Origin of the sequence: Corynebacterium stationis (assembly GCF_001941345.1) — a bacterium.
Taxonomy (GTDB): domain Bacteria; phylum Actinomycetota; class Actinomycetes; order Mycobacteriales; family Mycobacteriaceae; genus Corynebacterium; species Corynebacterium stationis.
On the sequence record NZ_CP009251.1, the window covers coordinates 474,629 to 500,873 of the forward strand.

At 55.1% G+C, this 26,245-nt stretch carries 33 protein-coding genes and 1 riboswitch; of the genes, 24 read left to right on the forward strand and 9 right to left on the reverse strand.

Annotation, left to right across the window (positions count from 1 at the left end; all coding sequences use genetic code 11):
• Positions 1–31: 31 nt before the first annotated feature.
• A riboswitch (TPP riboswitch) is annotated at positions 32–148 on the forward strand.
• The 8 genes from CSTAT_RS02320 to tuf all read left to right on the forward strand — a co-directional run bounded on the left by CSTAT_RS02320 (position 139) and on the right by tuf (position 8,955).
• Complete coding sequence (locus CSTAT_RS02320; RefSeq protein ID WP_075722345.1) at positions 139–744, forward strand: ECF transporter S component; 606 nt, start codon at positions 139–141, stop codon at positions 742–744. Its footprint overlaps the riboswitch before it by 10 nt.
• Entirely contained in the window at positions 744–2,117 is a 1,374-nt protein-coding gene (locus CSTAT_RS02325) for an ABC transporter ATP-binding protein (RefSeq protein ID WP_075722346.1), read from the forward strand. The genes CSTAT_RS02320 and CSTAT_RS02325 overlap by 1 nt, the downstream gene beginning before the upstream one ends.
• The gene (locus CSTAT_RS02330; RefSeq protein ID WP_075722347.1) at positions 2,110–2,877 is read left to right on the forward strand and encodes an energy-coupling factor transporter transmembrane component T family protein; all 768 of its coding nucleotides are present in this window, start codon (positions 2,110–2,112) and stop codon (positions 2,875–2,877) included. The genes CSTAT_RS02325 and CSTAT_RS02330 overlap by 8 nt, the downstream gene beginning before the upstream one ends.
• Positions 2,878–3,003: 126 nt before the next feature.
• Positions 3,004–3,750: a nucleoside/nucleotide kinase family protein gene (locus tag CSTAT_RS02335; protein ID WP_244892878.1), complete on the forward strand. Its 747-nt coding sequence runs from the start codon at positions 3,004–3,006 to the stop codon at positions 3,748–3,750.
• A 302-nt stretch (positions 3,751–4,052) separates the two neighbouring features.
• The gene (gene rpsL / locus CSTAT_RS02340) at positions 4,053–4,424 is read left to right on the forward strand and encodes a 30S ribosomal protein S12 (RefSeq protein ID WP_003848060.1); all 372 of its coding nucleotides are present in this window, start codon (positions 4,053–4,055) and stop codon (positions 4,422–4,424) included.
• A gap of 6 nt (positions 4,425–4,430) precedes the next feature.
• The gene (gene rpsG / locus CSTAT_RS02345; RefSeq protein ID WP_066792418.1) at positions 4,431–4,898 is read left to right on the forward strand and encodes a 30S ribosomal protein S7; all 468 of its coding nucleotides are present in this window, start codon (positions 4,431–4,433) and stop codon (positions 4,896–4,898) included.
• 348 nt (positions 4,899–5,246) lie between these two features.
• Positions 5,247–7,373 (forward strand): elongation factor G, encoded by a 2,127-nt coding sequence (fusA, locus tag CSTAT_RS02350; RefSeq protein WP_075722348.1) that lies wholly within the window; start codon positions 5,247–5,249, stop codon positions 7,371–7,373.
• A 391-nt stretch (positions 7,374–7,764) separates the two neighbouring features.
• Entirely contained in the window at positions 7,765–8,955 is a 1,191-nt protein-coding gene (tuf, locus tag CSTAT_RS02355; RefSeq protein WP_066792420.1) for an elongation factor Tu, read from the forward strand.
• A 183-nt stretch (positions 8,956–9,138) separates the two neighbouring features.
• On the opposite strand, the gene ppc is transcribed toward tuf, so the two are convergent.
• Complete coding sequence (gene ppc, locus CSTAT_RS02360; protein ID WP_083640611.1) at positions 9,139–11,898, reverse strand: phosphoenolpyruvate carboxylase; 2,760 nt, start codon at positions 11,896–11,898, stop codon at positions 9,139–9,141.
• 151 nt (positions 11,899–12,049) lie between these two features.
• Here ppc and CSTAT_RS02365 point away from each other — a divergent pair, with 151 nt between their 5' ends.
• Positions 12,050–12,730: a hypothetical protein gene (locus CSTAT_RS02365; RefSeq protein WP_075722350.1), complete on the forward strand. Its 681-nt coding sequence runs from the start codon at positions 12,050–12,052 to the stop codon at positions 12,728–12,730.
• Here CSTAT_RS02365 and CSTAT_RS02370 read toward each other — a convergent pair.
• Genes CSTAT_RS02370 through CSTAT_RS02395 form a run of 6 tightly spaced genes read right to left on the reverse strand, consistent with a single transcriptional unit; the run spans position 12,723 to position 16,134 of the window.
• A complete protein-coding gene (locus CSTAT_RS02370; RefSeq protein WP_066792423.1) occupies positions 12,723–13,280 on the reverse strand; it encodes a hypothetical protein in 558 nt (185 codons plus the stop codon). The genes CSTAT_RS02365 and CSTAT_RS02370 overlap by 8 nt on opposite strands.
• Entirely contained in the window at positions 13,273–14,073 is an 801-nt protein-coding gene (locus CSTAT_RS02375) for a DUF6286 domain-containing protein (protein ID WP_083640613.1), read from the reverse strand. The genes CSTAT_RS02370 and CSTAT_RS02375 overlap by 8 nt, the downstream gene beginning before the upstream one ends.
• Positions 14,070–14,954, reverse strand: a complete 885-nt coding sequence (locus CSTAT_RS02380; protein WP_075722351.1) for an Asp23/Gls24 family envelope stress response protein — start codon at positions 14,952–14,954, stop codon at positions 14,070–14,072. The genes CSTAT_RS02375 and CSTAT_RS02380 overlap by 4 nt, the downstream gene beginning before the upstream one ends.
• Positions 14,954–15,145, reverse strand: coding sequence for a hypothetical protein (locus CSTAT_RS02385; RefSeq protein WP_066792426.1), 192 nt, complete (start codon positions 15,143–15,145; stop codon positions 14,954–14,956). The genes CSTAT_RS02380 and CSTAT_RS02385 overlap by 1 nt, the downstream gene beginning before the upstream one ends.
• Before the next feature lie 39 nt (positions 15,146–15,184).
• Complete coding sequence (locus CSTAT_RS02390; protein WP_075722352.1) at positions 15,185–15,535, reverse strand: hypothetical protein; 351 nt, start codon at positions 15,533–15,535, stop codon at positions 15,185–15,187.
• 41 nt (positions 15,536–15,576) lie between these two features.
• Positions 15,577–16,134, reverse strand: a complete 558-nt coding sequence (locus CSTAT_RS02395; RefSeq protein ID WP_075722353.1) for an Asp23/Gls24 family envelope stress response protein — start codon at positions 16,132–16,134, stop codon at positions 15,577–15,579.
• Positions 16,135–16,897: 763 nt separating this feature from the next.
• Between CSTAT_RS02395 and rpsJ the strand changes: the two genes are divergently transcribed.
• The 12 genes from rpsJ (at position 16,898) to CSTAT_RS13410 (ending at position 22,367) form a co-directional block, all read left to right on the forward strand.
• Positions 16,898–17,203: a 30S ribosomal protein S10 gene (rpsJ, locus tag CSTAT_RS02400; RefSeq protein WP_003848085.1), complete on the forward strand. Its 306-nt coding sequence runs from the start codon at positions 16,898–16,900 to the stop codon at positions 17,201–17,203.
• A 29-nt stretch (positions 17,204–17,232) separates the two neighbouring features.
• A complete protein-coding gene (gene rplC / locus CSTAT_RS02405; RefSeq protein WP_088859182.1) occupies positions 17,233–17,889 on the forward strand; it encodes a 50S ribosomal protein L3 in 657 nt (218 codons plus the stop codon).
• Entirely contained in the window at positions 17,886–18,551 is a 666-nt protein-coding gene (gene rplD, locus CSTAT_RS02410; RefSeq protein WP_066792430.1) for a 50S ribosomal protein L4, read from the forward strand. The genes rplC and rplD overlap by 4 nt, the downstream gene beginning before the upstream one ends.
• Complete coding sequence (gene rplW, locus CSTAT_RS02415) at positions 18,544–18,846, forward strand: 50S ribosomal protein L23 (protein ID WP_066792431.1); 303 nt, start codon at positions 18,544–18,546, stop codon at positions 18,844–18,846. The genes rplD and rplW overlap by 8 nt, the downstream gene beginning before the upstream one ends.
• A 28-nt stretch (positions 18,847–18,874) precedes the next feature.
• Positions 18,875–19,711, forward strand: coding sequence for a 50S ribosomal protein L2 (gene rplB / locus CSTAT_RS02420; protein WP_066792432.1), 837 nt, complete (start codon positions 18,875–18,877; stop codon positions 19,709–19,711).
• 13 nt (positions 19,712–19,724) lie between these two features.
• Positions 19,725–20,003, forward strand: coding sequence for a 30S ribosomal protein S19 (gene rpsS / locus CSTAT_RS02425; RefSeq protein ID WP_003848093.1), 279 nt, complete (start codon positions 19,725–19,727; stop codon positions 20,001–20,003).
• 3 nt (positions 20,004–20,006) lie between these two features.
• The gene (gene rplV / locus CSTAT_RS02430; protein ID WP_003848094.1) at positions 20,007–20,369 is read left to right on the forward strand and encodes a 50S ribosomal protein L22; all 363 of its coding nucleotides are present in this window, start codon (positions 20,007–20,009) and stop codon (positions 20,367–20,369) included.
• Positions 20,369–21,112: a 30S ribosomal protein S3 gene (gene rpsC, locus CSTAT_RS02435; RefSeq protein ID WP_003848095.1), complete on the forward strand. Its 744-nt coding sequence runs from the start codon at positions 20,369–20,371 to the stop codon at positions 21,110–21,112. The genes rplV and rpsC overlap by 1 nt, the downstream gene beginning before the upstream one ends.
• A gap of 3 nt (positions 21,113–21,115) precedes the next feature.
• Positions 21,116–21,532: a 50S ribosomal protein L16 gene (gene rplP / locus CSTAT_RS02440; RefSeq protein WP_066792433.1), complete on the forward strand. Its 417-nt coding sequence runs from the start codon at positions 21,116–21,118 to the stop codon at positions 21,530–21,532.
• Positions 21,532–21,762, forward strand: coding sequence for a 50S ribosomal protein L29 (gene rpmC / locus CSTAT_RS02445; protein WP_066792434.1), 231 nt, complete (start codon positions 21,532–21,534; stop codon positions 21,760–21,762). Before rplP ends, rpmC begins: the two co-directional genes overlap by 1 nt.
• Before the next feature lie 2 nt (positions 21,763–21,764).
• Positions 21,765–22,049, forward strand: a complete 285-nt coding sequence (gene rpsQ, locus CSTAT_RS02450) for a 30S ribosomal protein S17 (RefSeq protein WP_075722354.1) — start codon at positions 21,765–21,767, stop codon at positions 22,047–22,049.
• A gap of 108 nt (positions 22,050–22,157) precedes the next feature.
• The gene (locus CSTAT_RS13410; protein ID WP_156845082.1) at positions 22,158–22,367 is read left to right on the forward strand and encodes a hypothetical protein; all 210 of its coding nucleotides are present in this window, start codon (positions 22,158–22,160) and stop codon (positions 22,365–22,367) included.
• A 415-nt stretch (positions 22,368–22,782) separates the two neighbouring features.
• Here the strand turns inward: CSTAT_RS13410 and CSTAT_RS02460 are convergent, their stop codons facing one another.
• Both CSTAT_RS02460 and CSTAT_RS02465 read right to left on the reverse strand, forming a co-directional pair.
• Positions 22,783–23,502 (reverse strand): hypothetical protein, encoded by a 720-nt coding sequence (locus CSTAT_RS02460; protein ID WP_075722356.1) that lies wholly within the window; start codon positions 23,500–23,502, stop codon positions 22,783–22,785.
• Between the two features lie 180 nt (positions 23,503–23,682).
• A complete protein-coding gene (locus CSTAT_RS02465) occupies positions 23,683–24,492 on the reverse strand; it encodes a sortase family protein (RefSeq protein WP_075722357.1) in 810 nt (269 codons plus the stop codon).
• Positions 24,493–24,557: 65 nt separating this feature from the next.
• Here CSTAT_RS02465 and CSTAT_RS02470 point away from each other — a divergent pair, with 65 nt between their 5' ends.
• The 3 genes from CSTAT_RS02470 to rplX all read left to right on the forward strand — a co-directional run bounded on the left by CSTAT_RS02470 (position 24,558) and on the right by rplX (position 26,244).
• Positions 24,558–25,274 carry an NUDIX hydrolase gene (locus CSTAT_RS02470; RefSeq protein WP_075722358.1) on the forward strand — a complete coding sequence of 239 codons (717 nt, stop codon included), beginning with the start codon at positions 24,558–24,560 and terminating at the stop codon, positions 25,272–25,274.
• 282 nt (positions 25,275–25,556) lie between these two features.
• Positions 25,557–25,925, forward strand: coding sequence for a 50S ribosomal protein L14 (rplN, locus tag CSTAT_RS02475; protein ID WP_066792439.1), 369 nt, complete (start codon positions 25,557–25,559; stop codon positions 25,923–25,925).
• Between the two features lie 4 nt (positions 25,926–25,929).
• A complete protein-coding gene (gene rplX / locus CSTAT_RS02480) occupies positions 25,930–26,244 on the forward strand; it encodes a 50S ribosomal protein L24 (protein ID WP_003848104.1) in 315 nt (104 codons plus the stop codon).
• The last annotated feature ends 1 nt before the right edge of the window (position 26,245 follow it).

Sequence of the window (26,245 nt, forward strand, 5' to 3'; positions counted from 1 at the left end):
ATACGGGCTCTGGTAGGTATTGAAGGGCATCATATTCATTTACGGGTGCTCGCAAGCAAAGTGCGGGCTGAGACCTTGGCGCAGGCGCTGGGAAACCGTCGAACTTGAACCGGATAATGCCGGCGAAAGGATAAAGAAGTGGTTACTCAAGTTAACCCTGCTCGCTCTTTAAACTGGCGAGTGGTAGATATCATCGTTGCCTCCATCCTCGCAGTTGCCTGCGGGCTGGTCTTCGTCTTTTGGAACTCGGTGGGATACGCCTGGTTCATGGCGATGGATGCGCTCACCCCGGGCCTCGGTGGCATTGCCACTGGCATTTGGCTTGCCGGTGGTGTAATCGGCGCGTTGGTTATCCGTAAACCCGGCGCAGCGATTTATGTAGAAACTCTAGCGGCGACTGTCTCCGCGGTATTTGGTTCCCAGTGGGGACCAGAAACTCTTTACTCTGGTCTTGCCCAAGGCTTAGGCGTAGAGATTGTCTTCGCAATCTTCCTCTACCGCCGCTTTAGCCTGATGGTCGCCATGCTCGGCGGCATTGGTGCCGCGCTTGGTGCATTTGTGCTGGAGCTTTTCACCTCAGCAAATATCGCCAAGTCGTTGGAATTTAACCTGATCTACCTGGCTTGTCTCGTCGTCTCGGGAGCTATCTTGGCCGGTGCCTTGAGCTACTTTACGGTTAAAGCTTTAGCGAAAACCGGGGCCCTGGATCGCTTTGCTGTGGGACGGGAACAGCGCGCGCTGTAATGTCACAAATCTTATTGCGCGGTACCACGTGGCAGCACGCTGGTCGCCGCACCCCAGCTATTTCCGATATTGATATCCGCGTCGAACGCGGTGAACGAATCTTGCTCGCTGGTGATTCCGGCTCGGGCAAATCGACGCTGCTTTCAGCACTGGCCGGAGTACTCGGCGGGGATGATGAAGGTACCCTGCGTGGCGAGCTCACCATCAACGCCGCCGCAGTGGGTTTGGTTTTGCAAGACCCGGACTCTCAGGTTATTGCCTCGCGCGTTGGCGATGACGTGGCTTTCGGCTGCGAAAATCTCGGCCTTCCACGCGAGGAAATCTGGCGTCGTGTGCATCAAGCATTGGAAATGGTCGGCTTAGATCTAAGCCTTGAACATCCCACCGCGCGGCTCTCCGGCGGACAAAAACAGCGCCTTGCGCTGGCAGGCGTAATCGCCATGGGAGCCGAGGTGATTTTGCTCGATGAACCCACAGCCAACCTTGACCCGCAAGGTGCAGCCGATGTTGTCGCAGCCGTTGACCACGTGGTTAAAGAAACCGGCGCAACTCTCATTGTCATTGAGCACAACTATACGCAGTGGGAACACGTGTTAAACCGCGCCATTGTTTTAGAACACGGAAAGCTTATCTACGACGGGGAAGTGGCTCCAGCTGTCGCCGCACGGCGCATTACCGGGTTGCCCACGGCATCGCCAGTACCTGCCGATGCTCCGGCAGCGCTGTGGTCGCATAACCTTGCCACCCGTTTTGGTCCGGCCCGCACGCTGGCCATTCCGCAGGGTGCATCGACGGTGATCACTGGCGCCAACGGTTCTGGCAAAACTACCTGGTTGATGACGATGGCAGGGTTGATTTCTCCGGTAGCGGGGAAGTTGGGCTATTCCGAAGAGATTCGCCGCGGCTTGGCAAAAAACCCACACGCGTGGAGCTCTGTTCAGCTGGCGCAGCGCATCGGCTTTGTGTTTCAAAACCCTGAGCACCAATTCGTCGCCCGCAGCGTGATCGAAGAAATGCGGGTGGGGCCCAAAGTGGTCGGATCCCTAGTAAGGGGATCTAACCAGGGAGTAGAAGAGCGCATCGACAAGCTCTTGCAACGCCTGCGGCTGGAGTCTTTGGTTGAAGCCAACCCCTTTACCTTGTCTGGCGGCGAAAAGCGCCGACTATCTGTGGCCACTGCTTTGGTCACCGCACCGAGTGTTGTCCTTTTAGACGAGCCGACTTTCGGCCAAGACCCGGAAACTTTTAAAGAACTGGTCTTTATGATTCGCGAACTGGTTGATGAGGGCATTACTGTCGCATCGATTACCCACGATGAACTATTTATCAATGCTTTGGCCGATGCCCACCTGGTGGTGAGCGCGCATGCCTAATGTTTTAACCGGTGTGAACCCGTTGACGCGGTTGGCGGTCATTATCTTGGTGACGACACCGCTGCTGTTGTCTGTGGACTGGGTGAGCGCGGCCGTCTCTCTTGTGATTACCTTACTATGCGCGCCGTTGTGCCGGGTGAGCTGGTGGCGTCTACTCAAAATGTCTTGGCCGCTGATAATCATCGCGCCGATATCGGGGATATCGATGCTGCTCTATGCCCAAGAAGGTGGGAGGGAGTATTTCTCCTTCTTCCTGGCCACGGTGACCGATAATTCCATCGAACTAGCGGTGGCGATGATGTTGCGTGTGCTTGCTGTCGCATTGCCGGTGATTGTGCTGGCGCGAGATATCGACCCGACGGAATTAGGCGACGCCCTGGCGCAAATCCTGAAACTTCCCGCCCGCTTCGTCATCGGTGCGGTAGCCGGCGTGCGCATGCTGACCCTGTTCAAAGATGATTGGCAAGCAATGGGGCAAGCTCGTCGTGCGCGGGGACTTGCTGACCGCGGGCGCATCAGCCATCTGGTGACCATGACTTTTGGGCTATTGGTGCTTGCCCTGCGCCGCGGTGGGAAACTAGCTACGGCCATGGAAGCCCGCGGATTTGGCAAGCCCGTCACTACTTCGCCGCGTACCTGGGCGCGGGAATCGAAGCTCGTGCGTAGGGACTGGATAATCATGGCCATCGGAGTGCTACTCGCGAGCTTGCCGGTGATAATTTCTGTCGTGTCAGGCTCCTGGCGCTTTTTGGGCTTGTAGAAATGCTTGTAAAATAGAAAGCGTAAATCCGGACAAAAGCAGTCAATCCGCTAACATGGATTAGATAAAGTTCTAGCTTAAATCGTGTGGCAAAAGCATTTGAAAGGTGTGGCTAGGAAAGTCTTAGTGGCTGATCCCAACTCCATGACACTGATTATTAACACCACCATTGACCCAGCGACGCAGTCTGAGGGCGTGCCCAGTGGATTTCTGCCGGTCGAAGCTAGCCAAGCAGAGCCGGCGACACGTGTTCCCGGGCAAGACATCCAGGATGAAGACCCACCGGAAGTTGTTGAAACCAAGTCTTTTTTGCAGGCACAAGACCTGTTAGAAGAAAATATTGACCGCCTTGCACAAGGGCGCAATAAGCCAATGAAACCGGTCACCGTGCTTATCGATGGCCCCTCAGGCGCCGGCAAGACCTGGTTTGCTGCGCGCCTGGCGGAACATATGGGGTGGCAGACAGTCCACCTGGACGAGTTCTACCCCGGTTGGCACGGGCTGCAAAAAGGCAGTGAGATGGTCAACAGCCAAGTTCTGCGGAAAATGAATCCGGGCTTTTGGCGCTGGGACTGGAATGCGCATGCTCCTGCCGAGTGGTTTAGCCTCGACGGCCGTGACAATTTGATTGTCGAAGGTGTAGGTGCGATTAGCGTTGACAATATTGCCGCTGCGTACAAGCGTGGTTCGGTAGTAACCGTCATGGTAACGGGCCCGCGCGAAGCACGCAGAACCCGCGCCTTGGATAGGGATGAGGGCTATGAAGACTGGTTTGAAACGTGGGAAAGTCAAGAAGCAGAGCACTTCGCGAACTTGTTGGAGACTGACCTCAAGCCAGACCTGTTGTGGCAGTGGCAATACGCTGCGTCGTAGTGGCGTCTTCGGCCTATCGGCGCAGATCAGCGTGGTCAAAGACTGTTTGTAAAACCCCACTGGCTTTGGTAGTGTCGGTAAAGGTTCGTTGCATTATGTGACGAAGAGTCTGATCCTTTTCTCAGCAAAACACACCAGTCAGTTGTGACTCGGTGGGGAATAGGTATCTGGACACGCGGAAGGACCCCGGAAAAGAGTCCTTATTTTTGCGTGTTTAGGCACCTGTTTCTCACCGGAGAGCATCTACAAGTGAGTTATTAAAAGCTGAGGCAAGTAATTTCTACCGATAAGAAAGACTGATAATGCCAACTATTCAGCAGCTGGTCCGCAAGGGCCGCAATACTCCGCGCACGAAGGTTGCTACCGCTGCGCTGAAGGGTTCCCCTCAGCGTCGTGGCGTTTGCACCCGCGTGTACACCACCACTCCTAAGAAGCCTAACTCCGCTCTGCGTAAGGTTGCCCGTGTGCGCCTGACCACCGGTATTGAGGTTTCCGCATACATCCCAGGTGAGGGCCACAACCTGCAGGAGCACTCCATGGTGCTTGTTCGCGGTGGGCGTGTGAAAGACCTTCCTGGTGTTCGCTACAAGATCGTCCGTGGTTCTTTGGATACCCAGGGTGTCAAGGACCGTAAGCAGGCCCGTTCCCGTTACGGCGCAAAGAAGGGACAGTAATAAAAAATGCGTAAGAATGCTGCTCCAAAGCGTCCCGTCGTCAAAGACCCAGTTTACAACTCTGAGCAGGTTACTCAGCTGGTAAACAAGGTTCTCATCGACGGCAAGAAGTCCACCGCAGAGCGTATCGTCTACGGCGCTCTCGAAATCTGCCGTGAGAAGACCGGCACCGAGCCAGTAGGTACCTTGGAAAAGGCTCTGGGCAACATCCGCCCTGACCTTGAGGTTCGTTCCCGTCGTGTTGGTGGCGCAACCTACCAGGTCCCAATCGAGGTTCGTCCAGACCGTGCTAACACCTTGGCACTGCGCTGGATGGTCACCTACACCCGTCAGCGTCGTGAGAACTCCATGATTGAGCGTCTGGCAAATGAGATCTTGGATGCATCCAACGGTCTGGGCGCTTCTGTTAAGCGTCGCGAAGACACCCACAAGATGGCTGAGGCTAACCGCGCCTTCGCTCACTACCGCTGGTAGTTTGTGGCTGACCATGACCCGAGCACCACACCGGTTAAGTTCGTGTTGCATTGCTTGTCGATGCAACATCCCAAGCACGTTGAGTGACTGGGCCGGATAACTTAAAAAATGTGACTGCTCGGGTTATTGTTTTCAATGCACAGAGATCAATCTTGCATCCCGTTGACAACCTGAGTCTGTGGCGTGGGAGTTATTAAGGTAAATTTCACCTGAAAATCCCTCCTACGGGCTGCTAAAGGCCGCAATAAATGGCAAGATTGATCAAGAACTACTGTAAGTAACTGCGTTCGTGTTAAAGAAGCTTTCTTTCAACACTTACGTCACAACAAACGAGTTGGGGTATTAACCGTGGCACAAGAAGTGCTTAAGGACCTGAAGAAGGTCCGCAACATCGGCATCATGGCGCACATCGATGCTGGTAAGACCACCACGACCGAGCGTATCCTCTTCTACACCGGTATCAACCGCAAGGTAGGCGAGACCCACGACGGCGCATCCACCACTGACTGGATGGAGCAGGAGAAGGAGCGCGGTATTACCATTACCTCCGCTGCTGTTACCTGTTTCTGGGAAGGCAACCAGGTCAACATCATTGACACCCCGGGTCACGTTGACTTCACCGTTGAGGTTGAGCGTTCCCTGCGTGTTCTCGATGGCGCAATTGCTGTTTTCGACGGCAAGGAAGGCGTTGAGCCACAGTCCGAGCAGGTTTGGCGTCAGGCTGCGAAGTACGACGTTCCACGTATCTGCTTCGTTAACAAGATGGACAAGATGGGTGCAGACTTCTACTACACCGTCGGCACCATCGTTGACCGCCTGGGCGCAAAGCCATTGGTTATGCAGCTGCCAATCGGCGCTGAAGATGACTTCGACGGCGTTGTTGACTTGCTCGAAATGAAGGCTCTCATGTGGCCTGGCAAGGTTGAGATCGGCACCGAAGCTACCGTTGCTGAGATCCCAGCTGACCTGGTTGACCGTGCCAACGAGTACCGCGAGAAGCTCGTTGAGACCGTTGCTGAGTCTGATGAAGAACTCATGGAGAAGTACTTCGCTGGCGAAGAGATCACCATCCCTGAGCTCAAGGCAGCTATCCGTAAGCTGGTTGTTAACTCTGAGATCTACCCTGTGTACTGTGGTACCGCGTACCGCAACAAGGGCATCCAACCACTGCTCGACGCAGTCATTGACTACCTACCAAACCCACTCGATGTGGGCGAGGTTCACGGCCACGCTGTCGGCAATGAGGATGAGGAACTGGTTCGTAAGCCATCCATCGACTCCCCATTCTCCGGCTTGGCTTTCAAGCTTGCTGCGCACCCATTCTTCGGTCAGCTGATCTTCGTCCGCGTTTACTCGGGCAAGGTCACCCCAGGTGATGAAGTACAAAACACCACCAAGGGCAAGAAGGAACGCATTGGTAAGCTGTTCCAGATGCACGCCAACAAGGAAAACCCTGTTGAAGAGGCAGTAGCTGGTAACATCTACGCCATCATCGGCCTGAAGGACACCACCACTGGTGACACCCTGTCCGACCGTGCAAACCCAATCATCCTGGAGTCCATGGACTTCCCTGATCCAGTTATCAAGGTTTCCATCGAGCCAAAGACCAAGGCTGACCAGGAGAAGCTGGGTACCGCTATTCAGAAGCTTGCTGCTGAGGACCCAACCTTCACCGTTGAATTGGATGAAGAGTCCGGCCAGACCGTTATCGGCGGCATGGGCGAGCTGCACTTGGACGTTCTTGTTGACCGCATGAAGCGCGAATACAAGGTCGAAGCGAACATTGGTAACCCACAGGTTGCTTACCGCGAGACCATCCGCAAGTCTGTTGAGTCTTTGGACTACACCCACAAGAAGCAGACCGGTGGTTCTGGTCAGTTCGCTAAGGTTATCGTCACCATCGAGCCTTACAACCCAGATCCAGCTGAGCTGGAAGAGGGCGAGTCCGCAACTTACAAGTTCGAAAACGCTGTTACCGGTGGCCGTATTCCTCGCGAATACATCCCATCCGTCGACGCTGGTATCCAGGATGCAATGCAGTACGGCTACCTGGCGGGCTTCCCACTGGTTAACGTCAAGGCAACCCTGGAAGACGGCGCTTACCACGACGTTGACTCCTCGGAAATGGCCTTCAAGTTGGCTGGTTCCCAGGTTCTGAAGGAAGCTGTTGCTAAGGCAAAGCCAGTCCTTCTGGAGCCTGTCATGGCAGTAGAGGTCACCACCCCTGAGGAATTCATGGGCGATGTTATCGGTGACATCAACTCCCGTCGTGGCCAGGTTAACGCCATGGAAGACCGCGCTGGTGCCAAGCTGGTTAAGGCTAAGGTCCCATTGTCTGAGATGTTCGGCTACGTAGGCGACCTGCGTTCCCGCACTCAGGGCCGTGCAAACTACTCGATGGTCTTCGACTCCTACGCTGAGGTTCCATCCTCCGTTGCTCAGGAGATCATCGAAGAGCGCACCGGCGCTAAGTAAGCTACCTGCTTACCAGGCTGTCTGACTAAGGCTGGGTTGGTTCTTCGCCAGTTGAACCGACCTTAAGTCCAGGCGGCATACTGGGAGGGTAGGGGTCACGCTGAATTAGCAGGTCACATCCTGTTGCTTGAGCTGGCCGTTACCCTCCTAGGATCCGAGATGATTCTTGTAGAGGACTAACGTCCGCACAAATCTTCCGCGGGATGCTCAAATCACCTTTAGCTGGTTTGAAAAATCCGTGGCATAAATCTAGGATCGTGTAACTGGCACGAAAAGAAAGCGTCATCGGCGCTTGGGAACATCTTTTTAAGATATTCCTCAAGTGCCGTGACATCTGTCAACCACGTGGCTGCGAGAGTCGTAGTCACAATGAAGTCCAGGAGGACATACAGTGGCAAAGGCTAAGTTTGAGCGTTCGAAGCCGCACGTAAACATCGGCACCATCGGACACGTCGACCACGGTAAGACCACCACGACCGCAGCAATCACCAAGGTACTGGCAGACCAGTACCCTGAGGAGAACGAAGCGTTCGCTTACGACATGATCGATAAGGCTCCTGAGGAGAAGGAGCGTGGTATTACCATTAACATCTCCCACGTTGAGTACTCCACCCCTAAGCGCCACTACGCACACGTAGACGCTCCAGGCCACGCCGACTACATCAAGAACATGATTACCGGTGCTGCTCAGATGGACGGCGCTATCTTGGTTGTTGCTGCAACCGACGGCCCAATGCCACAGACCCGTGAGCACGTTCTTCTTGCTCGCCAGGTTGGCGTTCCTTACATCCTCGTTGCACTGAATAAGTGTGACATGGTTGACGATGAGGAAATCATCGAGCTCGTTGAGATGGAAGTTCGTGAACTTCTGGCTGAGCAGGAGTTCGACGAGGAAGCTCCTATCGTTCACATTTCCGCTCTGGGCGCCCTGAACGGCGAAGAGAAGTGGGTACAGTCCATCGTTGACCTGATGCAGGCTTGCGATGACTCCATCCCAGACCCAGTTCGTGAAACCGATAAGCCATTCCTGATGCCTATCGAGGACATCTTCACCATTACCGGTCGTGGCACCGTTGTTACCGGTCGTGTTGAGCGTGGTCAGCTGAACGTCAACGAAGACATCGAGATCATCGGTATCCAGGAGAAGTCCCTCTCCACCACCGTTACCGGTATCGAGATGTTCCGTAAGATGATGGACTACACCGAGGCTGGCGACAACTGTGGTCTGCTTCTGCGTGGTACCAAGCGTGAAGAGGTTGAGCGCGGTCAGGTTGCTATTAAGCCAGGCGCTTACACCCCTCACCGCAAGTTCGAGGGCTCCGTCTACGTCCTGAAGAAGGAAGAGGGCGGCCGCCACACCCCATTCATGGACAACTACCGTCCACAGTTCTACTTCCGCACCACCGACGTTACCGGTGTTGTGAAGTTGCCTGAGGGTGTCGAGATGGTCATGCCTGGCGACAACGTCGACATGTCTGTTGAGCTCATCCAGCCAGTTGCTATGGACGAGGGCCTGCGCTTCGCTATCCGCGAAGGCTCCCGTACCGTTGGTGCTGGTCGTGTGACCAAGGTTGTTGAGTAAATCTTTACTCTCTAACTAACGCATAATCCGCTTTCTTCCTCCGGGAAGAAAGCGGATTTCGCTGTTTTACCTACTTGCCTAGCTTCAGCTCGTCGTCGCACCACGGTGTAGGTCGCACCACGGGGTAGTCGGGCTTAGCATGGCAGCCAAGCCCGTCAGCCCGGTAGCCGAGCTGCGGCACGCCTAGCCTGAGGTGCGTAGACCTGTCGCAAGCCCGTTCATGGTCACCTGGATGGTCTTAGAGACCAAGAATGTATCCTCGCCCGCGCGGTAGCGGCGCAGCAACTCAATCTGGATGGCGTTGAGCGGCAGTAAGTATGGATAGCGTCGCTGTACTGAACGCTCCAAACGCTCATTACCAGCCATGAGCGAATCATGACCAGTGATGCGGAAGAATACCTCTTTGGTTAATTCGTATTCGTCCAGGATGGTGTTAAACACGCGCTGGGATACGGCGGAATCATCGACAAGCGTGGAGTAGATCTGTGCGAGATTCATCGACGCTTTCCCCATGACCTGCGCCATGTTGTCGAGCACGGAACGAAAGAACGGCCATGCCTGATAAAGCTTGCGCAAATCTTGCCAGCGGGTCTCGTCTTCGCCAGCCCAGCGCATGATGCCTGTGCCCACTCCGAACCAGCCCGGCAGGTTAACGCGCGACTGCGACCATGACAGGACCCATGGAATCGCGCGCAAGTCACCGATGGATTCGGTCTGCTTGCGAGCAGTTGGGCGTGATCCCATATTGAGGTCGCCAATTTCGTGCAATGGCGTGGATTGCGTGAAGTAGTCGATAAACCCGGAGTCATCGCGCACCAATTGCGCATATTTCTCACCGGCCAGCGAGGCGATATCCCGCATGATGCCATAGGCGCGTTCAGGCTCTTTTAGCTTTTCAGTATCCAGTAGAGAGGCTTCTAGCGTGCCCGCGACAAAAGCTTCCAGGTGGCGGCGCGCGGTACTCGCTGTGCCGTAGCGGGCAGAGATGACCTCACCTTGCTCGGTAATACGCACGCTGCCCCGGACCGCACCTTCAGGCTGGGCCAAGATGGCATCGTACGTCGGCCCGCCACCGCGACCCACAGCACCGCCGCGGCCATGTGAAAAGCGCAACCCGATGCCGTGCGTATCGCAGGCCTTGACGATGGCTAGCTGCGCATCATATAAAGCCCAATTCGCAGACAAATACCCGCCGTCTTTATTGGAGTCGGAATACCCCAACACGACTTCTTGGACGTCTTCGCGCCCGCGCAAGTATCCGCGGTAAAGGTCAACTTCCCATAGTTCTTGAAGGATCTCCGCGCCAGCCTTCAAGTCTTCAATGGTTTCAAAAAGCGGTGCGATGTCCACTGAACCCACGAGGCGTTGCTGGGCTGGGTTAAAGCTTATGATGCCTACTTCTTTGAGCAGTACCATCGGTTCCAAAATATCGCTGACTGTACCGGTCATTGAAACAATGCAGTGCGGGACAACACCTGGCCCCAGTAACTCGACGGCCTGGGCTGCTGCCCGGAAGATCCCTAGTTCGCGTTCCGTGTCTGCACTGAAGTCTTGTGACCACGGGAAGACCAGTGGGCGAGCAGAGGTGAGCTCAGCTACTAGTAGTTCACGCTTGGCGCTCTCATCCAGGCTGGCGTAGCCGGCATCTGTTGCAGTAACGCCCGCGGCAGCGAAAAGTTCGTCCAAGACGGCCTCGAAAGACTCCGAGTTCTGACGCAGATCCAAAGCATTGAGGTGGAAGCCAAAAGTATCCACGGCAGAAAGAATTCGCAGCAGCCTATCGTCGGCGATGATCGCATCATTAAATTGCCGCAAAGACCGGTCAATAACCTGCAAATCCGCGCGAAACTGGGTCGGGGAGGCATAAGGTGAAAATTCCCCAGACTCAGCTGCGGCTTCTCCTGCAACGGCTGCGCGGGTAGCTACCATGCGTCCGTGCACTCCGTGGATTGCCCTGCGGTAAGGCTCATCGACGCGGCTTGGAATATCGTTTCTCCCGCGCGTGGCCAGTTCTTGTAATTCCGCGGAACTTTCTGAATAGCGGTCTGATAAGCTCAGTTCTTTTTCTAGTGCTGCGAGCTCATCAACGTAGTATTCCAGGATGGTATCCGCGGCCTGTCGCGTCGCGTAGGTCAAAGTATCGCCGGTGACATAAGGATTGCCATCGTGGTCGCCGCCGATCCATGACCCTGTGCGCACAACTTGCCGGTTGGGCACTGATGCGCCGAAGACATCGCGAAGCCCGGCGATGGTGTCGCGGTTAATCGCCGGCACCTGCTCTAAGAGGCTGCGCTTGAAGTAGCGCAGACCTACGTTTACTTCATCTTCGATCTGTGGCCGTGCAATGCGAATTAACGCGGTTTGCCACAGGATGGTCATGCGCAGGTGAGCCTCGCGTTCAATCTCAGCAAGACGGGCTTCAAGCCGTGCTGTTTGCGGTTGGGCCAAGATGCTGTGGCGCTCACGCAATAGCGCCACGATGCGCTCCTGGACATCAAATACCGTACGACGCCGTGTCTCCGTGGGGTGTGCGGTAAAAACAGGGGAGACTTGCGCGGCATCCAAGATACGGGTGACATCACTTGTTTTGATGTCTTTCGCCGCCTTGAGCTTGCCCAAAACCCCATGCAGGGAAGCATCGGGAGCCTGTGCACCAGCATCCTCGCGGGCTGCAAGCGCCGTTTCATCGTCGAGGTCCTCTGCGATATTCGCCATCAGCGCAAAGTGGCTGAAAGAACGCGCAACGAGGTTGATGCGGTTTTCATCGATAGTCCGGAAGGTCGCCAGCAAGGCCTCAGCTTTTTCCTCACCGCGCGCCACCCCGAAGGCCAAGCGGCGAGTGCTTTCCACCAACTCAAATACATCTTCGCCTTCTTGCTCGGCAATTACTCGGCCGAGGATGCGTCCTAGCAGTCGGATATCATCGCGCACCTGTTCACTCATTGCAGTGGGGTTCCTTTCCAGCGAAACGTCAGTGCTATTGAACATAGTCGCTGCGTTGCGCTTGCGCGGCGGAATTTACAAAACGGGTGTAACAAAATTAGCAACGAACGTGCTTTCTGCAATCCGTGCATCGACGTTTAAGGTAAGTGGCATGAACGATCCCACCCGTTTAGATGAAGTCCTGCGCGCGGTAAAAGGCGCGTGGGCTGGCCAGCCGGATTTGAGTTTGCCAACGTTGATGGCAATGGCAGCCACGCAAGGCATTGGGTGGGGCAGTAGTGATGACGAGCTCGTTGATTATCTCGCGGAGCTTGCGCAGCAATATCCGGCGGAGCTTAAACCTGGGGACCTGGCTGATGGCTCGGGGTACATGCTGTCCTTAATGGATAATGCCATGAGCATTTCGCTTATTGATGCCCACGTTATCGTCCACGCCCCACACCGTAAACAAACCGTGGTGTGGAAATTTGCCTCCTTCCGCACCATGTCGCCAGGATTTCCATTGGTCATTACTGATGGGGAAGGGATCGACCACCGCCTAGGAGTAATCGAGCGCATTATCCGCATGGATATACAACAAAAGCGCGAGAGCCTGCAAGGGCTTACTCGCGCCGAAATTGGGGATGTCGTCCACGTTGTTACTACCGACGATGGCACGACTATTAGATTGTCGCGGCGTGTAGATATTGTTGCAGCTGCAAGGCGCAGCCTGGAGGTGGAATCCCAGCAGTGGACGAGGGTTGTTCAGCATTCACCGTTGGTTATTGAACTAGCGGGAGGAACCACGATGAACCTTGGAACCCCCGCAACCGTCTTGCTCGCTGCTACTTAGAGACCTTGTCGAAGTGCAGGTTATAGACCGTGCGCACCGCGGCATCGGGAAAAGCTGCGCGGAAGTCACGTTCGGTCTCTTCGACCAAGCGGCGTACATCAGTGAGCTCCGTGGTGGCCCGCGCCAATACGGTAAAGGTCAAAGTTTGCTGCTTTTCGATGACATTTACTTTGCTCTTGGCACTTTGAATACCAGGCTGTTGCGCCAATGATTGCGCAATGCCTTGACCCGCGCTATTGAAAAGCGTGGTGACAGAACCTGCGTCATCACTAACAGCAGACTCGACGGCGTTGAAGCGGTGTGAGCGCACGTTAGTGATGGTCAGCCACAGACCGAGAAAAAGCGCGATGATACCGGTGGCAATCAAAACGTAGATATACCAGCTTTGTTCGGGGATGCCAGCCCACACATCGTGTTGTACCCACCTGGCCAGTTCAGTGGCAAAGGCGACGTTGAAGTACATCAGTATGGGCCAGATTCCCAATACGATGAGCACCAGCGCCAGCAGAATGAAGATTGTGCGGTCTAGTCCGCGTAATGCCTTAGACATTGTTTCCCAACTCCTGCTTCTTTTCTACTTCGACGCTGACTTCAATTTTGGTGCCCAGCTGCGAAAGTGAATGCTTAACGCTGTCGCTGACGCGCTGAGCAAGCATCGGATCATCGACATCGCCAGCAATGGTGACTTCGACTTTGAGGCCCTTTTTGGTATTGCCCGTCGTACGCGTTTGCGCGGTGCTTACACCCGGCAGACGGCGAGTTGTGCCACTGACCAAACGCGCAATATCTACGTTGCGAATCCACATCGTGGCCCCAGAACTTTCAGTACCTTCAGTACCTTCAGTACCTTCAGCAGAGGCGATCACGGGAACATGCGTCATTCGTCCTGGGCGCACGGCGATGATAAAGAAGAGCAGACCGACTACGACAGACGCAACGCCTGCCCAAACCATCCACATCGGAAGTGGTGGAGTGCCAATTAAGTCAAAGACCGGAGCGGTCCACAGGGAACGCGTGGAGTCGGAATAGCTGACCCACACATCACGCCATGCCAGACACGCAAGGGCGATTAACGCAAGGCCCAGCAAGATAGCGAGCCAACGTACTGGCGGAGACATCCGGGGCTGCACGCGGGCAAATTCGGGCGTGCGGTTATCAAGCTCAGTGTGTGCGGCTGTCACATAGCCATCAGCTGACGTCCGCGCCGGGGTTTCATTCTGCGGCGCTGCGACTTCCAGCGTGGTTTCGGTATCTGCGACTGCTGTGTCAGCGGGGACACTGTGTGCGGACTTGAATTCCACGGTTTCAAACGAGGACTGGTTACTCGACGTCTTATCACTCATGACCGAGCTCCTTCCTCATCGTTTGAACCTTCACTGTGCACTCCGGAGCCTGGTGTCCACGGCGTCACCTGAGGGCTAAAGACCTCCACGGGATGAACTTCAATGTGGCGAAGCTGCGGGGGAGTAGGGGCTGAGATGTGCGATGGTTCAGGATTCGCGGATTCTACGTGAATCTCACGCAATGGTGTTTCTGGTGCAACCTCAATGTCTTTGAGCTGAATCTCGCGCGAAGTAAATTCCGGCACGGCAATCTCCTCCACATGCTTGGTGATTTCACCGCTGGGACGAATCTCCTTCGCACTAGGCGCTTCTACCGAACGCACTGACGTTGGAAGAGGAGCCTCGACTGAGTGGACCTGCTGTCTGCCTACCCATTGGTCTGGATCGAATCCCCGTACGTTAGTAGAGGAAGACCGCGTGGTGGGATGAACAATGCGCGTGGGGCTGACCACCGGAATCGCCGCATGAAAATCAACCGGTCCGTTGACGACAGAGGCGGCAACACGCGCACTTGGTTCCAAATGACCCACCGTGACATTGACGCGGGTGGTGGTGTAGCCGGTAAATTGTGCCAGCGCGGCGATAATGGCGGCGCGGGTTTGGGCCGCAACTTCCGTGACTGGTGAAGGCCATGCAACCGCAATAGTCGTATCAACCGCGGTCATTGATGCATCCGGGTCAGCTTGCACGATGCTGCGCGGATACCCACGACCAGCAATGCCCGCGAGCTTCGGATCAATAGCCACGGTTCCCGGAACGGACTTGATTGCTTGGGCAACAATGCGCTCTAAAGTGCGCACGCTAATCTCTGTGGTGCCCGGGGCGTTAGCAACGTGGACACCACCGGCGACCGCTTCTGGTGCTTGTGGTGTGGTTGTCATTAGCCTCTGCCTTTACCAACGACGTTGTTCCAGATTTCGCCCAAGTTAATGCGGCCATCGAAGTGCGCGCCGATAACTCCGCCGACAGCACCCAAAATGACGGCCAAGAACAACAGGGACCAAGCATTGGTGATGATGGCGATCGCTAAAATAATGCCCAGCGCGACGCCAATATAGGTGTAGTTGTTCATAAGAACTCCTTCGCTACGTTAATGAGAAAATGGCACGGCTTAAACGTGCGTGCCCAAAGTGGCGTCGGCAAATATGACATCAACCCGCTTGAGCTGCGGGCACGCAGCCATCGCCGCGCGCCGAATTTCGGTGCCTAATTCCTGCAAAACTTTTTCCGCAGCAACATCGACCACGACGTGAATCTCAATAGCCGTGTCTTCGCGCGGGGAGGGTTTGCGGATTCCGCCTACCCGAGCCCCGGCGAACAGCAAAGAGATTTCGCCGAAAGAACCAGCGGACAAACCCGCTACGCCTTCAAGGCTGGTCACGGCTTCTTTGATGCGCTGTGCAGCGTCGAGGTCTAGCTGGAAACGCTGCTGCGTTTGTGAAGAAGGACTAGGAGATGTCATATACCTTGACTTCCGTTCTACTACTTACGCCTGGACCTTAATTAGAAGTGATTGATCGCAGGAGTTTGCTGCGCTGCCACAGCAGCGTTGTTGTTGTCAGAATCCTCCTGGGAGTCTTCGACCTTTTCATTAGGCAGCTTCACATCGTGGACAACTACGTCGACACGTTCTACATCCAAGCCAGTCATGCGCTCAATCGCGTTGATGATATTGCGGCGGATAGCTTCTGCGAGTTCGTGGATAGCAACGCCGTATTCGGCGATGATTGCTACCTCGATGGAGGAAACACCTTCTGCAACAGTGACGGAAACGCCCTGACGTACGTCTTCATTACCACCGAAAGATTCGCGAATGGTGCCAACCAGGCGTGCACCGCCACCGCCGAGAGCAGCAACACCAGAGACTTCGCGTGCTGCAATACCAGCAATCTTGGATACGACAGCGTTGTCAATAGTGGTTGTGCCGTACTCGGTCTCCAAGTTTTCATTGACCTTGCGTGGAGTCTCTACCGCTTCAGTGGTTGCGCCAGTGGTGGCTTCGGCAACAGTCTTTTGGGTAGGAGTTTCGTTGTTGTTCGCATTGTTGGTGTTATCGGCCATGATATTTCACTCGCTCTCGATAGATTGTTGTAGACACTGTGGAAATTTCTCATCTAGCGCCTTTGCACAAAGGCGAATGACCAAAAGTCTACGCAAATTCGCAGGCGCGGGAGGTTGAGTGGAAATATCTTTAGCGAAACTAGACAGAATCGTTACCGAAGTTTTTCCCGCAAACATATAAACGCGGTTGGTCGCATGGCTTATCGATGCAGTTATATCTGCGCTGGATGTGCGCAGTCGTGAGTTGAATAACGTTTTAAAAAATGGTTTGGAAAACGGCCCTGAGCATGATTTAATACATAGGTTGCCTTAACACGTCGCAATGAGCACGGTTTCACCGTGTAAAGAACGGCGCTGGTGAGGTGAACATGACACCTTCGATGTCCGTACGAAAGTACAACGACGGGAAGGCTGGCTATATCGGGCGATGTCCGCGCTAAAGCAGAGACAACCCGAGACGCCAGACCGGAGAGGGAGCATGGCAAATGAACAGCGGCAGTATACGTAAGGGATTTTTGCGTGCCACGCATAATGCGTGATTACACCATCCCCTTCCGGATTTTGGCTCTTTATGAACCAGTACTGTGCCTGTGCTTTTGCCAGGTTGCAGTAGCTGTTATGTAAGTCAGAATCAAACTGGCGTTGGAACCAGGCTCTTTGCCCGGACAACGTTATAGAGAACATCGAGAAGCAATTTCCCACCGCTTCGCGCCCCGGATACGCCGGGGAATGTGAATGTGGGGAAGCGAGGAAGAGGATAAGCGTGGCGGGACAAAAAATCCGCATTCGGCTGAAGGCCTACGATCACGAGGCAATCGACGCTTCTGCAAAGAAGATCGTTGAGACGGTAACCCGCACGGGTGCTCGTGTTGTCGGCCCGGTGCCACTACCGACCGAGAAGAACGTATACGCCGTTATTCGTTCTCCACACAAGTACAAGGACTCTCGCGAGCACTTCGAGATGCGCACCCACAAGCGCCTCATCGACATTCTCGACCCAACCCCGAAGACTGTTGACGCTTTGATGCGCATCGATCTTCCGGCAAGTGTCGACGTCAATATCCAGTGATCGACGAATAAAACTTTGGTGGAGAAATAATAATGACTAACGAGATCAAGGGCATTCTGGGCAAGAAGCTCGGCATGACTCAGGTCTTCGACGAGGAGAACCGTGTAGTACCGGTAACCGTCGTCGAGGCTGGGCCATGCGTTGTGACCCAGATTCGCACCGTAGAAAACGATGGCTACAACGCCATCCAGATCGCCTATGGCGAGATCGACCCACGCAAGGCAAACAAGCCAGCATCCGGCCACTTCAAGAAGGCTGGTGTAACCCCACGTCGCTACGTAGCAGAAATCCGCATGGATGATGTCTCTGCTTACGAAGTTGGCCAGGACGTCACCGTTGACATCTTCGAAGGCATCACCTTCGTTGACGTCACCGGCACCTCCAAGGGCCACGGCTACGCTGGTGCTATGAAGCGCCACGGCTTTGCTGGACAGGGCGCTGCTCACGGTAACCAGGCTGCTCACCGCCGCGTCGGTGGCATTGGCGGCGCTGCTACCCCAGGCCGCGTCTTCAAGGGCAAGCGCATGGCTGGCCGCATGGGTTCCGATCGCGTAACCACGCAGAACCTTAAGATTCAGAAGATCGATGCCGAGTCCAACCTGCTGCTCATCAAGGGTGCTGTCCCTGGTGTTCGCGGTGGCCTCGTCACCGTCAAGACCGCAGTGAAGGGCGGTGCACACGCATGAGCAACCTTAAGCTAGACGTTCTAACTGCTGAAGGTAAGACCAATGGCTCTGTCGAGTTGCCGGCCGAGATCTTTGACGCCGAGGTGTCCATCGCTTTGATGCACCAGGTTGTCAACGCTCAGCTTGCTGCTGCTCGTCAGGGCACCCACTCGACCAAGACCCGTGGTGAGGTTCGCGGCGGTGGCCGTAAGCCTTTCCGCCAGAAGGGTACTGGTCGCGCACGCCAGGGCTCCATCCGCGCACCGCACTACACCGGCGGCGGCGTTGTTCACGGCCCTAAGCCACGCGACTACTCACAGCGCACCCCTAAGAAGATGATCAAGGCTGCTCTCTTCGGTGCTCTGTCTGACCGTGCTCGTAACGAGCGCATTCACGTAATCGAAGAATTGGTAGCTGGCCAGACCCCATCTACCAAGTCTGCAAAGGCATTCATCGAGCGTCTGACCGACCGCAAGACTGTCTTGCTGGTTGTCGGCCGTGAAGACCTGAATGCTCGTCGCAGCGCCAACAACCTGCCTAACGTTCACATCCTGGACGCTGGTCAGCTGAACACCTACGACGTTCTCAATGCTGATGACGTTGTGTTCTCTGTTGAGGCTCTGCACTCCTTCATCAACCGCGCAGGCGGCAAGGATGAGGCTAAGGAGGCCAACAATGTCTAAGATTGTTAACCCACGCGACATCATCCTCGCACCAGTAGTGTCTGAAAAGTCCTACGGTCTGATGGAGCAGAACGTTTACACGTTCTACGTTGCAACGGATTCCAACAAGTCCCAGATTAAAGATGCCGTCGAGAAGATCTTCGGCGTGAAGGTCGACTCCGTGAACACCGCTAACCGCGAGGGCAAGCGCAAGCGCACCCGTACCGGCTTCGGTGTCCGTAAGTCCACCAAGCGCGCCTACGTGACTCTCCGTGAGGGCAGCGACTCCATCGACATCTTCGGCGCAAGCGCCTAAGAGGAAAGTCGAGAGGTAAGGAATAACTATGGCTATTCGTAAGTACAAGCCGACAACTCCGGGTCGCCGCCAGAGCTCCGTTTCCATGTTCGAAGAGATCACTCGTTCGACCCCGGAAAAGTCTCTGCTGCGCCCAATTTCCAAGACTGGTGGTCGTAACAACCACGGTCGCATCACCACCCGCCACATCGGCGGTGGCCACAAGCGTCGTTACCGCGTGATCGACTTCCGTCGTCACGACAAGGACGGCATTCCGGCAAAGGTCGCTCACATCGAGTACGACCCAAACCGCACCGCAAACATTGCTTTGCTGCACTACTTCGATGGCGAGAAGCGTTACATCATCGCTCCTAAGGGCCTGAAGCAGGGTGCTGTCGTTGAAGCCGGCGCAACCGCCGACATCAAGGTTGGCAACAACTTGCCATTGCGCAATATCCCAACCGGTACCATCATCCACTCCGTGGAGTTGAAGCCAGGCGCTGGTGCAAAGCTTGCACGTTCCGCTGGTTCTTCTATCCAGTTGCTGGGTAAGGAAGGCAAGTACGCAGTTCTGCGTATGCCATCTTCCGAAATCCGCCGCGTTGACATTCGTTGCCGCGCAACCGTGGGTGAGGTCGGCAACGCTGACCAGATGAACATCCGCTGGGGCAAGGCCGGTCGTATGCGTTGGAAGGGCGTTCGCCCAACCGTCCGTGGTGTTGTTATGAACCCAATCGACCACCCACACGGTGGTGGTGAAGGTAAGACTTCCGGTGGTCGCCACCCAGTGTCCCCATGGGGTCACAAGGAAGGCCGCACCCGTAACCCGAACCGTTACTCCAACAACATGATCGTACGACGTCGTCGTCCGAACAAGAAGCGCTAAGAGGAGGTAAACAATGCCACGCAGCCTTAAGAAAGGCCCATTCGTAGATGAGCACCTCCTCAACAAGGTGGATGCTCAGAACGAGGCAAACACCAAGCAGGTCATCAAGACCTGGTCTCGCCGCTCGACCATTCTTCCAGATTTCATTGGTCACACCTTCGCCGTCCACGACGGTCGTAAGCATGTCCCAGTGTTTATCGATGATTCCATGGTCGGTCACAAGCTCGGTGAGTTCGCACCAACCAAGACCTTCAAGGGTCACGTTAAAGAAGACAAGAAGGGACGTCGATAAGCGATGAGTGACACCATCACCTCCGCATCCGCAACGGCCCGCTTCGTTCGCGTAACCCCAATGAAGGCACGTCGCGTTATTGATTTGGTACGCGGCAAGTCCGTATCCGAAGCTCTCGCAATCTTGAAGTACGCACCTCAGGGCGCTGCTAAGCCAGTCGCAAAGGTTGTAGCTTCTGCTGCAGCTAACGCTGAGAACAACTTCGGCCTGGACCCACGCACCCTGGTTATCTCCGAGGCTTATGCCAACGAGGGACCAACCATGCGTCGCTTCCAGCCACGCGCCCAGGGCCGTGCATTCATGATCCGTAAGCGCACCAGCCACATCACCGTGGTGGTCGAGAGCCAGAAGGAAGGGGCCAAGTAATGGGCCAGAAAATCCATCCTCACGGCCTACGTTTGGGCATCACTTCCGACTGGAAGACCCACTGGTTTGCCGATAAGGACTACGCAAACTACGTAGCCGAAGACATCAAGATCCGCGAGTACCTCTCCAAGGGTCTCGAGCGTGCCGGCATCGCTGACGTTGTCATCGAGCGCACCCGCGACCGCGTCCGCGTCGACATTCACACTGCTCGTCCGGGCATCGTGATTGGCCGCCGTGGCGCTGAGGCTGACCGCATTCGCCGCGAGCTGGAAAAGCTCACCGGCAAGATGGTTGCCCTCAACATTCTTGAGGTCAAGCAGGTTGACGCAAACGCTACCTTGGTTGCACAGTCCATCGCTGAGCAGCTCGTTAACCGTGTGGCTTTCCGCCGTGCAATGCGCAAGGCAATCCAGGGCGCTATGCGTCAGCCACAGGTTAAGGGCATCAAGGTCCTGACCTCCGGTCGTTTGGGCGGCGCAGAAATGTCCCGTACCGAGCGTTACCACGAAGGTCGCGTTCCATTGCACACCCTTCGCGCAGAGATCGACTACGGCTTTGCAGAAGCTCACACCACTTTCGGCCGCATTGGCGTCAAGGTGTGGATCTACAAGGGCGACGTTGTCGGTGGCGTGCGCGAGTCCGAACTGAACGCTCCGTCCCAGGGCCGCAACCGCGGTGACCGTGGCGGCCGTCCACGCCGTGGTGGCCAGCGCCGCCAGCGTGCACAGAAGCAGGAGGGCTAATTCATGCTTATCCCTAAGCGCGTAAAGTACCGCCGCCAGCACCGCCCAAACCGTAGCGGTCTGTCCAAGGGCGGTAACCGCATCACTTTCGGTGACTACGCAATCCAGGCTCTGGAGCCTGCTTACGTCACCAACCGTCAGATTGAGGCAGCACGTATTGCCATCAACCGCCACGTCAAGCGTGGTGGCAAGGTATGGATCACCATCTACCCAGACCGTCCTTTGACCCAGAAGCCACTTGGTGTTCGTATGGGTTCCGGTAAGGGGCCAGTTGAGAAGTGGGTGGCTAACGTTAAGCCAGGCCGTATTCTCTTCGAGATGTCCTACCCTGATGAGGCAACCGCAGTTGAGGCTTTGCGTCGTGCAGGCCAGAAGCTGCCTTGCAAGGTCCGTATCATCAAGAAGGAGGACCAGTTCTAATGGCACTAGGTACCCCTGCCCACGAGTTCCGCGAACTCGACAATGCTGAACTGGACAAGCGCCTTGCGGATGCGAAGGAAGAACTGTTTAACCTTCGCTTCCAAAAAGCAACCGGTCAGTTGACCAACAACCAGCGTGTTGGCGCGGTTAAGCGCGACATCGCTCGCATCTACACCGTTCTGCGTGAGCGTGAACTTGGTCTTTCCGTCGTTCCGGAAGCTGAGGCATAAACATGAGTGAGGCAATTGTGAACGATACCCAGAAGAACAAGGGCAATCGCAAAAACCGTACCGGCATCGTTGTTTCCGACAAGATGAACAAGACCATTGTTGTCGAGTTGGAAAACCGTAAGCAGCACGCACTGTACGGCAAGATCATGCGTAACAACCCACGCGTGAAGGTCCACGACGAAGACGAGACCGCCGGCATCGGCGACCGTGTTCTGATTCAGGAATGCCGTCCTTTGTCCAAGGACAAGCACCACCGCCTGGTTGAAATCGTAGAGAAGGCTAAGTAATACTTACACCCTCTTCACGGCTTCACCGCGAAATATAGAAATGGCCTACATGAGTAAATCATGTAGGCCATTTTTCTGTCCTGTGCACTATTTAGCTAGTCTTGGGTCATGCCAAGCGAACATGAAAGAAGTAGTTACCGCCAAGACTTAATTGTCGCGGCTGCCGTAATGCTCGTGTGTATTGTCGGCTTCCTATTAGTTGAGCATCCCGGTGTTAAGGCATTCTTTGTATCCATGTTCGTTATTCGTCTCCTTTTTGCCGCTCGACAGTACATTCGTATTGACAAGCTTAAAAAGTCACGCAGCGATCTGCCCTAGATACGTTAAGCCCCTTTCCATTACCTAGGTATCGACGTCGTGGAAAGGGGTTTGTTGAGTTAATGAGCAAATCATGTGTGCCCCTGCTTCCTGCTTGGAGCTAGCTGGTAACCTCGAGGCATGCTATCTGAGTGGGAGACAAAGCAGTTCCGGTGGAGTTTGTGGGGCTCTCTTGTTGCCATGTCGGCTTTTATCGGCGGCCTAATTTTCGCCGATGGGATGCCCGCGACAGGAATCCTTTTAGTATGCTTCGTTCTCCAACTGGGTATCTTCATTCAACAATATCGCCGTATGGAAAAGCTAAAGAAGTCCCGCAGCAATTTGCTGTAGATACGCGAAACCCCTTTCCAACACCTAGTCAACTAGGAGTCGGAAAGGGGTTTGTTGTGTCTATACCGCGGTCTATTTCTTCACTTTAAGCAGTGAGGAAACGACGAGCTGCGAATGCAGCAGATCCCAAAACAGAGATTGCAGCCAGAGCAGCCAGTACGCGCGCTACGGTGTTGTCGCCGGTTTCAGCGTTGATACCGCGGTCACCCAAAGTGGTGGTTTCGCAGTTCTCGCTATCGCCCTCGCGTTCACCGTTCTCGTTGTACTCGCACTCTTCACGGTTGTTCTCGCCACCTGGGGTGCGCTCACGGTCGCGGTCACGATCGCGCTCGCGGGCTCCGTCGGAGCCTTCGTAGTCACAGCTGTAGCCGAATTTCTTCGCTGCAGCCTGGTCAGACTTGAACTCGTCCTGCTCGGACAGCTCGCCGTCTCGGTTAGCGGTGTCGGTGACGTAGTGCTCGCCGTCTTCGTGTAGGAACCAAGTGTTGCCTTCAAACTCGAAGGACTCTGGACGCTCTTCGCCCCACTTGATGTTCAGGGTCGCGCCGTCATCGTCGGCGCACTCTACGCGGGACTTGGAGCCACCGTCGTAAGGGGTTTCGCCTTCACGCTCACGCTCACGCTCGCGTTCACGTTCGCGCTCGTTTTCGCGATCGCCATCGTTGTTTTCCTCGTTGACGCCACGATCCCCCAGGGTGGTGGTTTCTTGCGGGACCGCGCCTTCAGATGCATATGCTGGAACGCCAGCAAATGCGATTGCGCCAGTTAGCGCTGCTGCGGCTAGGGAAGTGCCAAAACGCTTCATACTGTTTCTCCTAATTACGTTGTGTGTAAATGCGCGGAACGAGATCCACAGAGGCCCCACACGCACTATCAGAGACAATACCAACACCATTCACATATGCCACACAGCGACACGCCGGAAACTATTACAACTTCATTCACATCTTTAACATGGGTAACAGTATGTGTCTTGGTGTCGGGGTTAAATGGCATCCACAACGCGGGAGTATTGCCAGCCCACAACGGCATTCTTGACTGCCGCCTGCAAAAGGTTCGCCGGTTGGATACAACTAATGGTTAGCAAACGCCCGGGTGTAGCTGAGGTGCCCCAGATCTCGTCTGACTGTGATAATCCTGACTTTTCTGGCTCGTGTAAGTCGGTTGCTTCATAGACCAACCACAAATCGCCCGATTCTTCTGTGCGGATAAAAAGCTCATCACCGATATGGACCTGGTGTTTGTCCGCACTGCCGTCGTATAGGTCGTTGAACACTGCTGGTACGCCCGCGCCGGTATGCCCAGCAACCACCACAATGTCAGAAGCGTCAGTGCCTGGTAGGGAATAAGGCCTGTCATCTGCGGTATAGGTACACGCCTTCGACATGGAGTCTGGGTCGATTGCGCCATCAGTAGTTGCACAGCTTTCCTGTTCAAATTCCGCGCGTAAGTCCAAGGAAGGGATATACATCTCCACGGGTTTCGAGGGATTCACGGAAACATCAAGTGGGGCAGGGGACGTGGTAGTTGCAACTGGCTCAGCGACATCTTCTTCACCGCCGCCTGAAAAGACAGCGGTGAGCAGGCTTGCGATGATAACTACCAATAGCGCAATCGCAATATAAAGGCGCATACGTGGTGGAATGCGGAAGATGGCATCGACAAGCTTTTGGCGAAAGGTCTTGCGCGGGCCAAGCGTGCCCCGACCGCGTTGTTCACGAGACGGCGGACGCTGATATTGCGGCGAAGGGGTGCGCGAAGTAGTGCGCCGGGAATAGTTGCGCCCTGAAGTCATATTCTGTGCCCACCTTGTGTCACGATAGAAGTTATCCCCTTATATTAGGGCTATCATGTGAGCTTATGGACCAAGGCGCGTTATCACCACAGCCGCGAGGGCCCCTGCGTGATGAGCTCGGGGCAGCGAAATACCGACACGAGGCAATTGCTGCGATCATGCGGATAAGTTTCGACAAGGGGCTGCAAGTTATGGCCCACCGGCGTGAGCGTGCGCCATTTGCTGGCAAGTGGGCTTTGCGATCGGGGCCTTTGGAAGTTGATGAAACCATCGAGCAGTCCATTCGACGCCATATCGGTGTTCCTGTGAACTTTATGGAGCAACTAAGTACCCACTCGGCGCTGGATCGCGACCCTTTCGACCGCACTATTGCGACTGCTCACGTCGGCCTGGTCGCCTGGGACGAGCTTGGCGATACATCCTTCGTCGACTTGGACCAAGACTGGGCTTTTGACCACGGCGAGATTGTCGCTGAAGCGGTAGCGCGACTGCGCGGCAAATTGTCTTATACCAATATTGCTTTTGCGCTTTGCCCGGAAGAATTTACTCTCGCGGAATTGGCGCGGGCCTATGAATCGGTATTGGGATATCCAGTTGCGGTCAGCAACCTGCAACGCGTGCTCAAACGTCGCGGGCAGTTGGAATTGACAGGAAACTTGTCTCGTCCTGGCCGTGCAGGTGGCCGTCCGGCCAAACAATTTCGTTTTGTGCGACGCGAACTAGTGGTCACGGATCCGTTCGCGGCATTCGCGCCAGCAGCCGCAGGGCTGGCGGAAAATTAAGCCACCCGTAATGCTGTGCCTTTGGGGTGTGTTGAACCATTGGCGAAATTCACCCCAGCGTTTTGACCTGCAGGTTAGGAGATTTGGAGTAGGGGGTGTGGGTGTGGTTTAATGCTTAGGTTGCATTGGGCGGTAAATGCGCGGTGTGGTGCGTTTCCGAACCACGCTGTATTTACTCGAATGGGCTTGTGTCTCATTCCCGTCAGTGCATTGAAAGCAAAAGACCGCGTGTGTCAAGGTCGGAAATTTTGGCACACATTAATCCAGGTCAGGAGACCCATAGTGATTCAGAAAGAATCGCGTCTGCGAGTCGCTGATAACTCTGGTGCACGTGAAATTCTGTGCATCCGTGTTCTTGGCGGATCCGTACGACGTTTCGCTGGCATTGGCGACACCATCGTCGCAACTGTCAAGGAAGCAACCCCAGGCGGCAACGTAAAGCAGGGCGAAGTTGTTCGCGCTGTTATTGTCCGTGCCAAGAAGGAAACCCGTCGTCCAGATGGTTCCTACATCAGCTTCGACGAGAACGCAGCTGTCATTTTGAAGAACGACAGCGAGCCACGCGGTACCCGCATCTTCGGCCCTGTTGCTCGTGAACTTCGTGACAAGAAGTTCATGAAGATCGTTTCACTTGCACCGGAGGTGATCTAATCTTATGAAGATTCATAAGGGAGATATGGTGATTGTCATTTCGGGCCCAGACAAGGGCGCGAAGGGCAAGGTCATCGAGGCATACCCAAAGCGTGAGCGCGTCCTAGTAGAGGGCGTTAACCGCATCAAGAAGCACGTTGCAAACTCTGCTCCAGAGCGTGGCGCAGAGTCCGGCGGCATTGTTACTCAGGAAGCTCCAATCCACGTTTCTAACGTTGCGATTGTTGACTCCGAGGGCAACCCAACCCGCGTCGGCTACCGTTTTGATGAAAACGGCAAGAAGGTCCGTATCGCGCGTAGCAACGGGAAGGACATCTAAA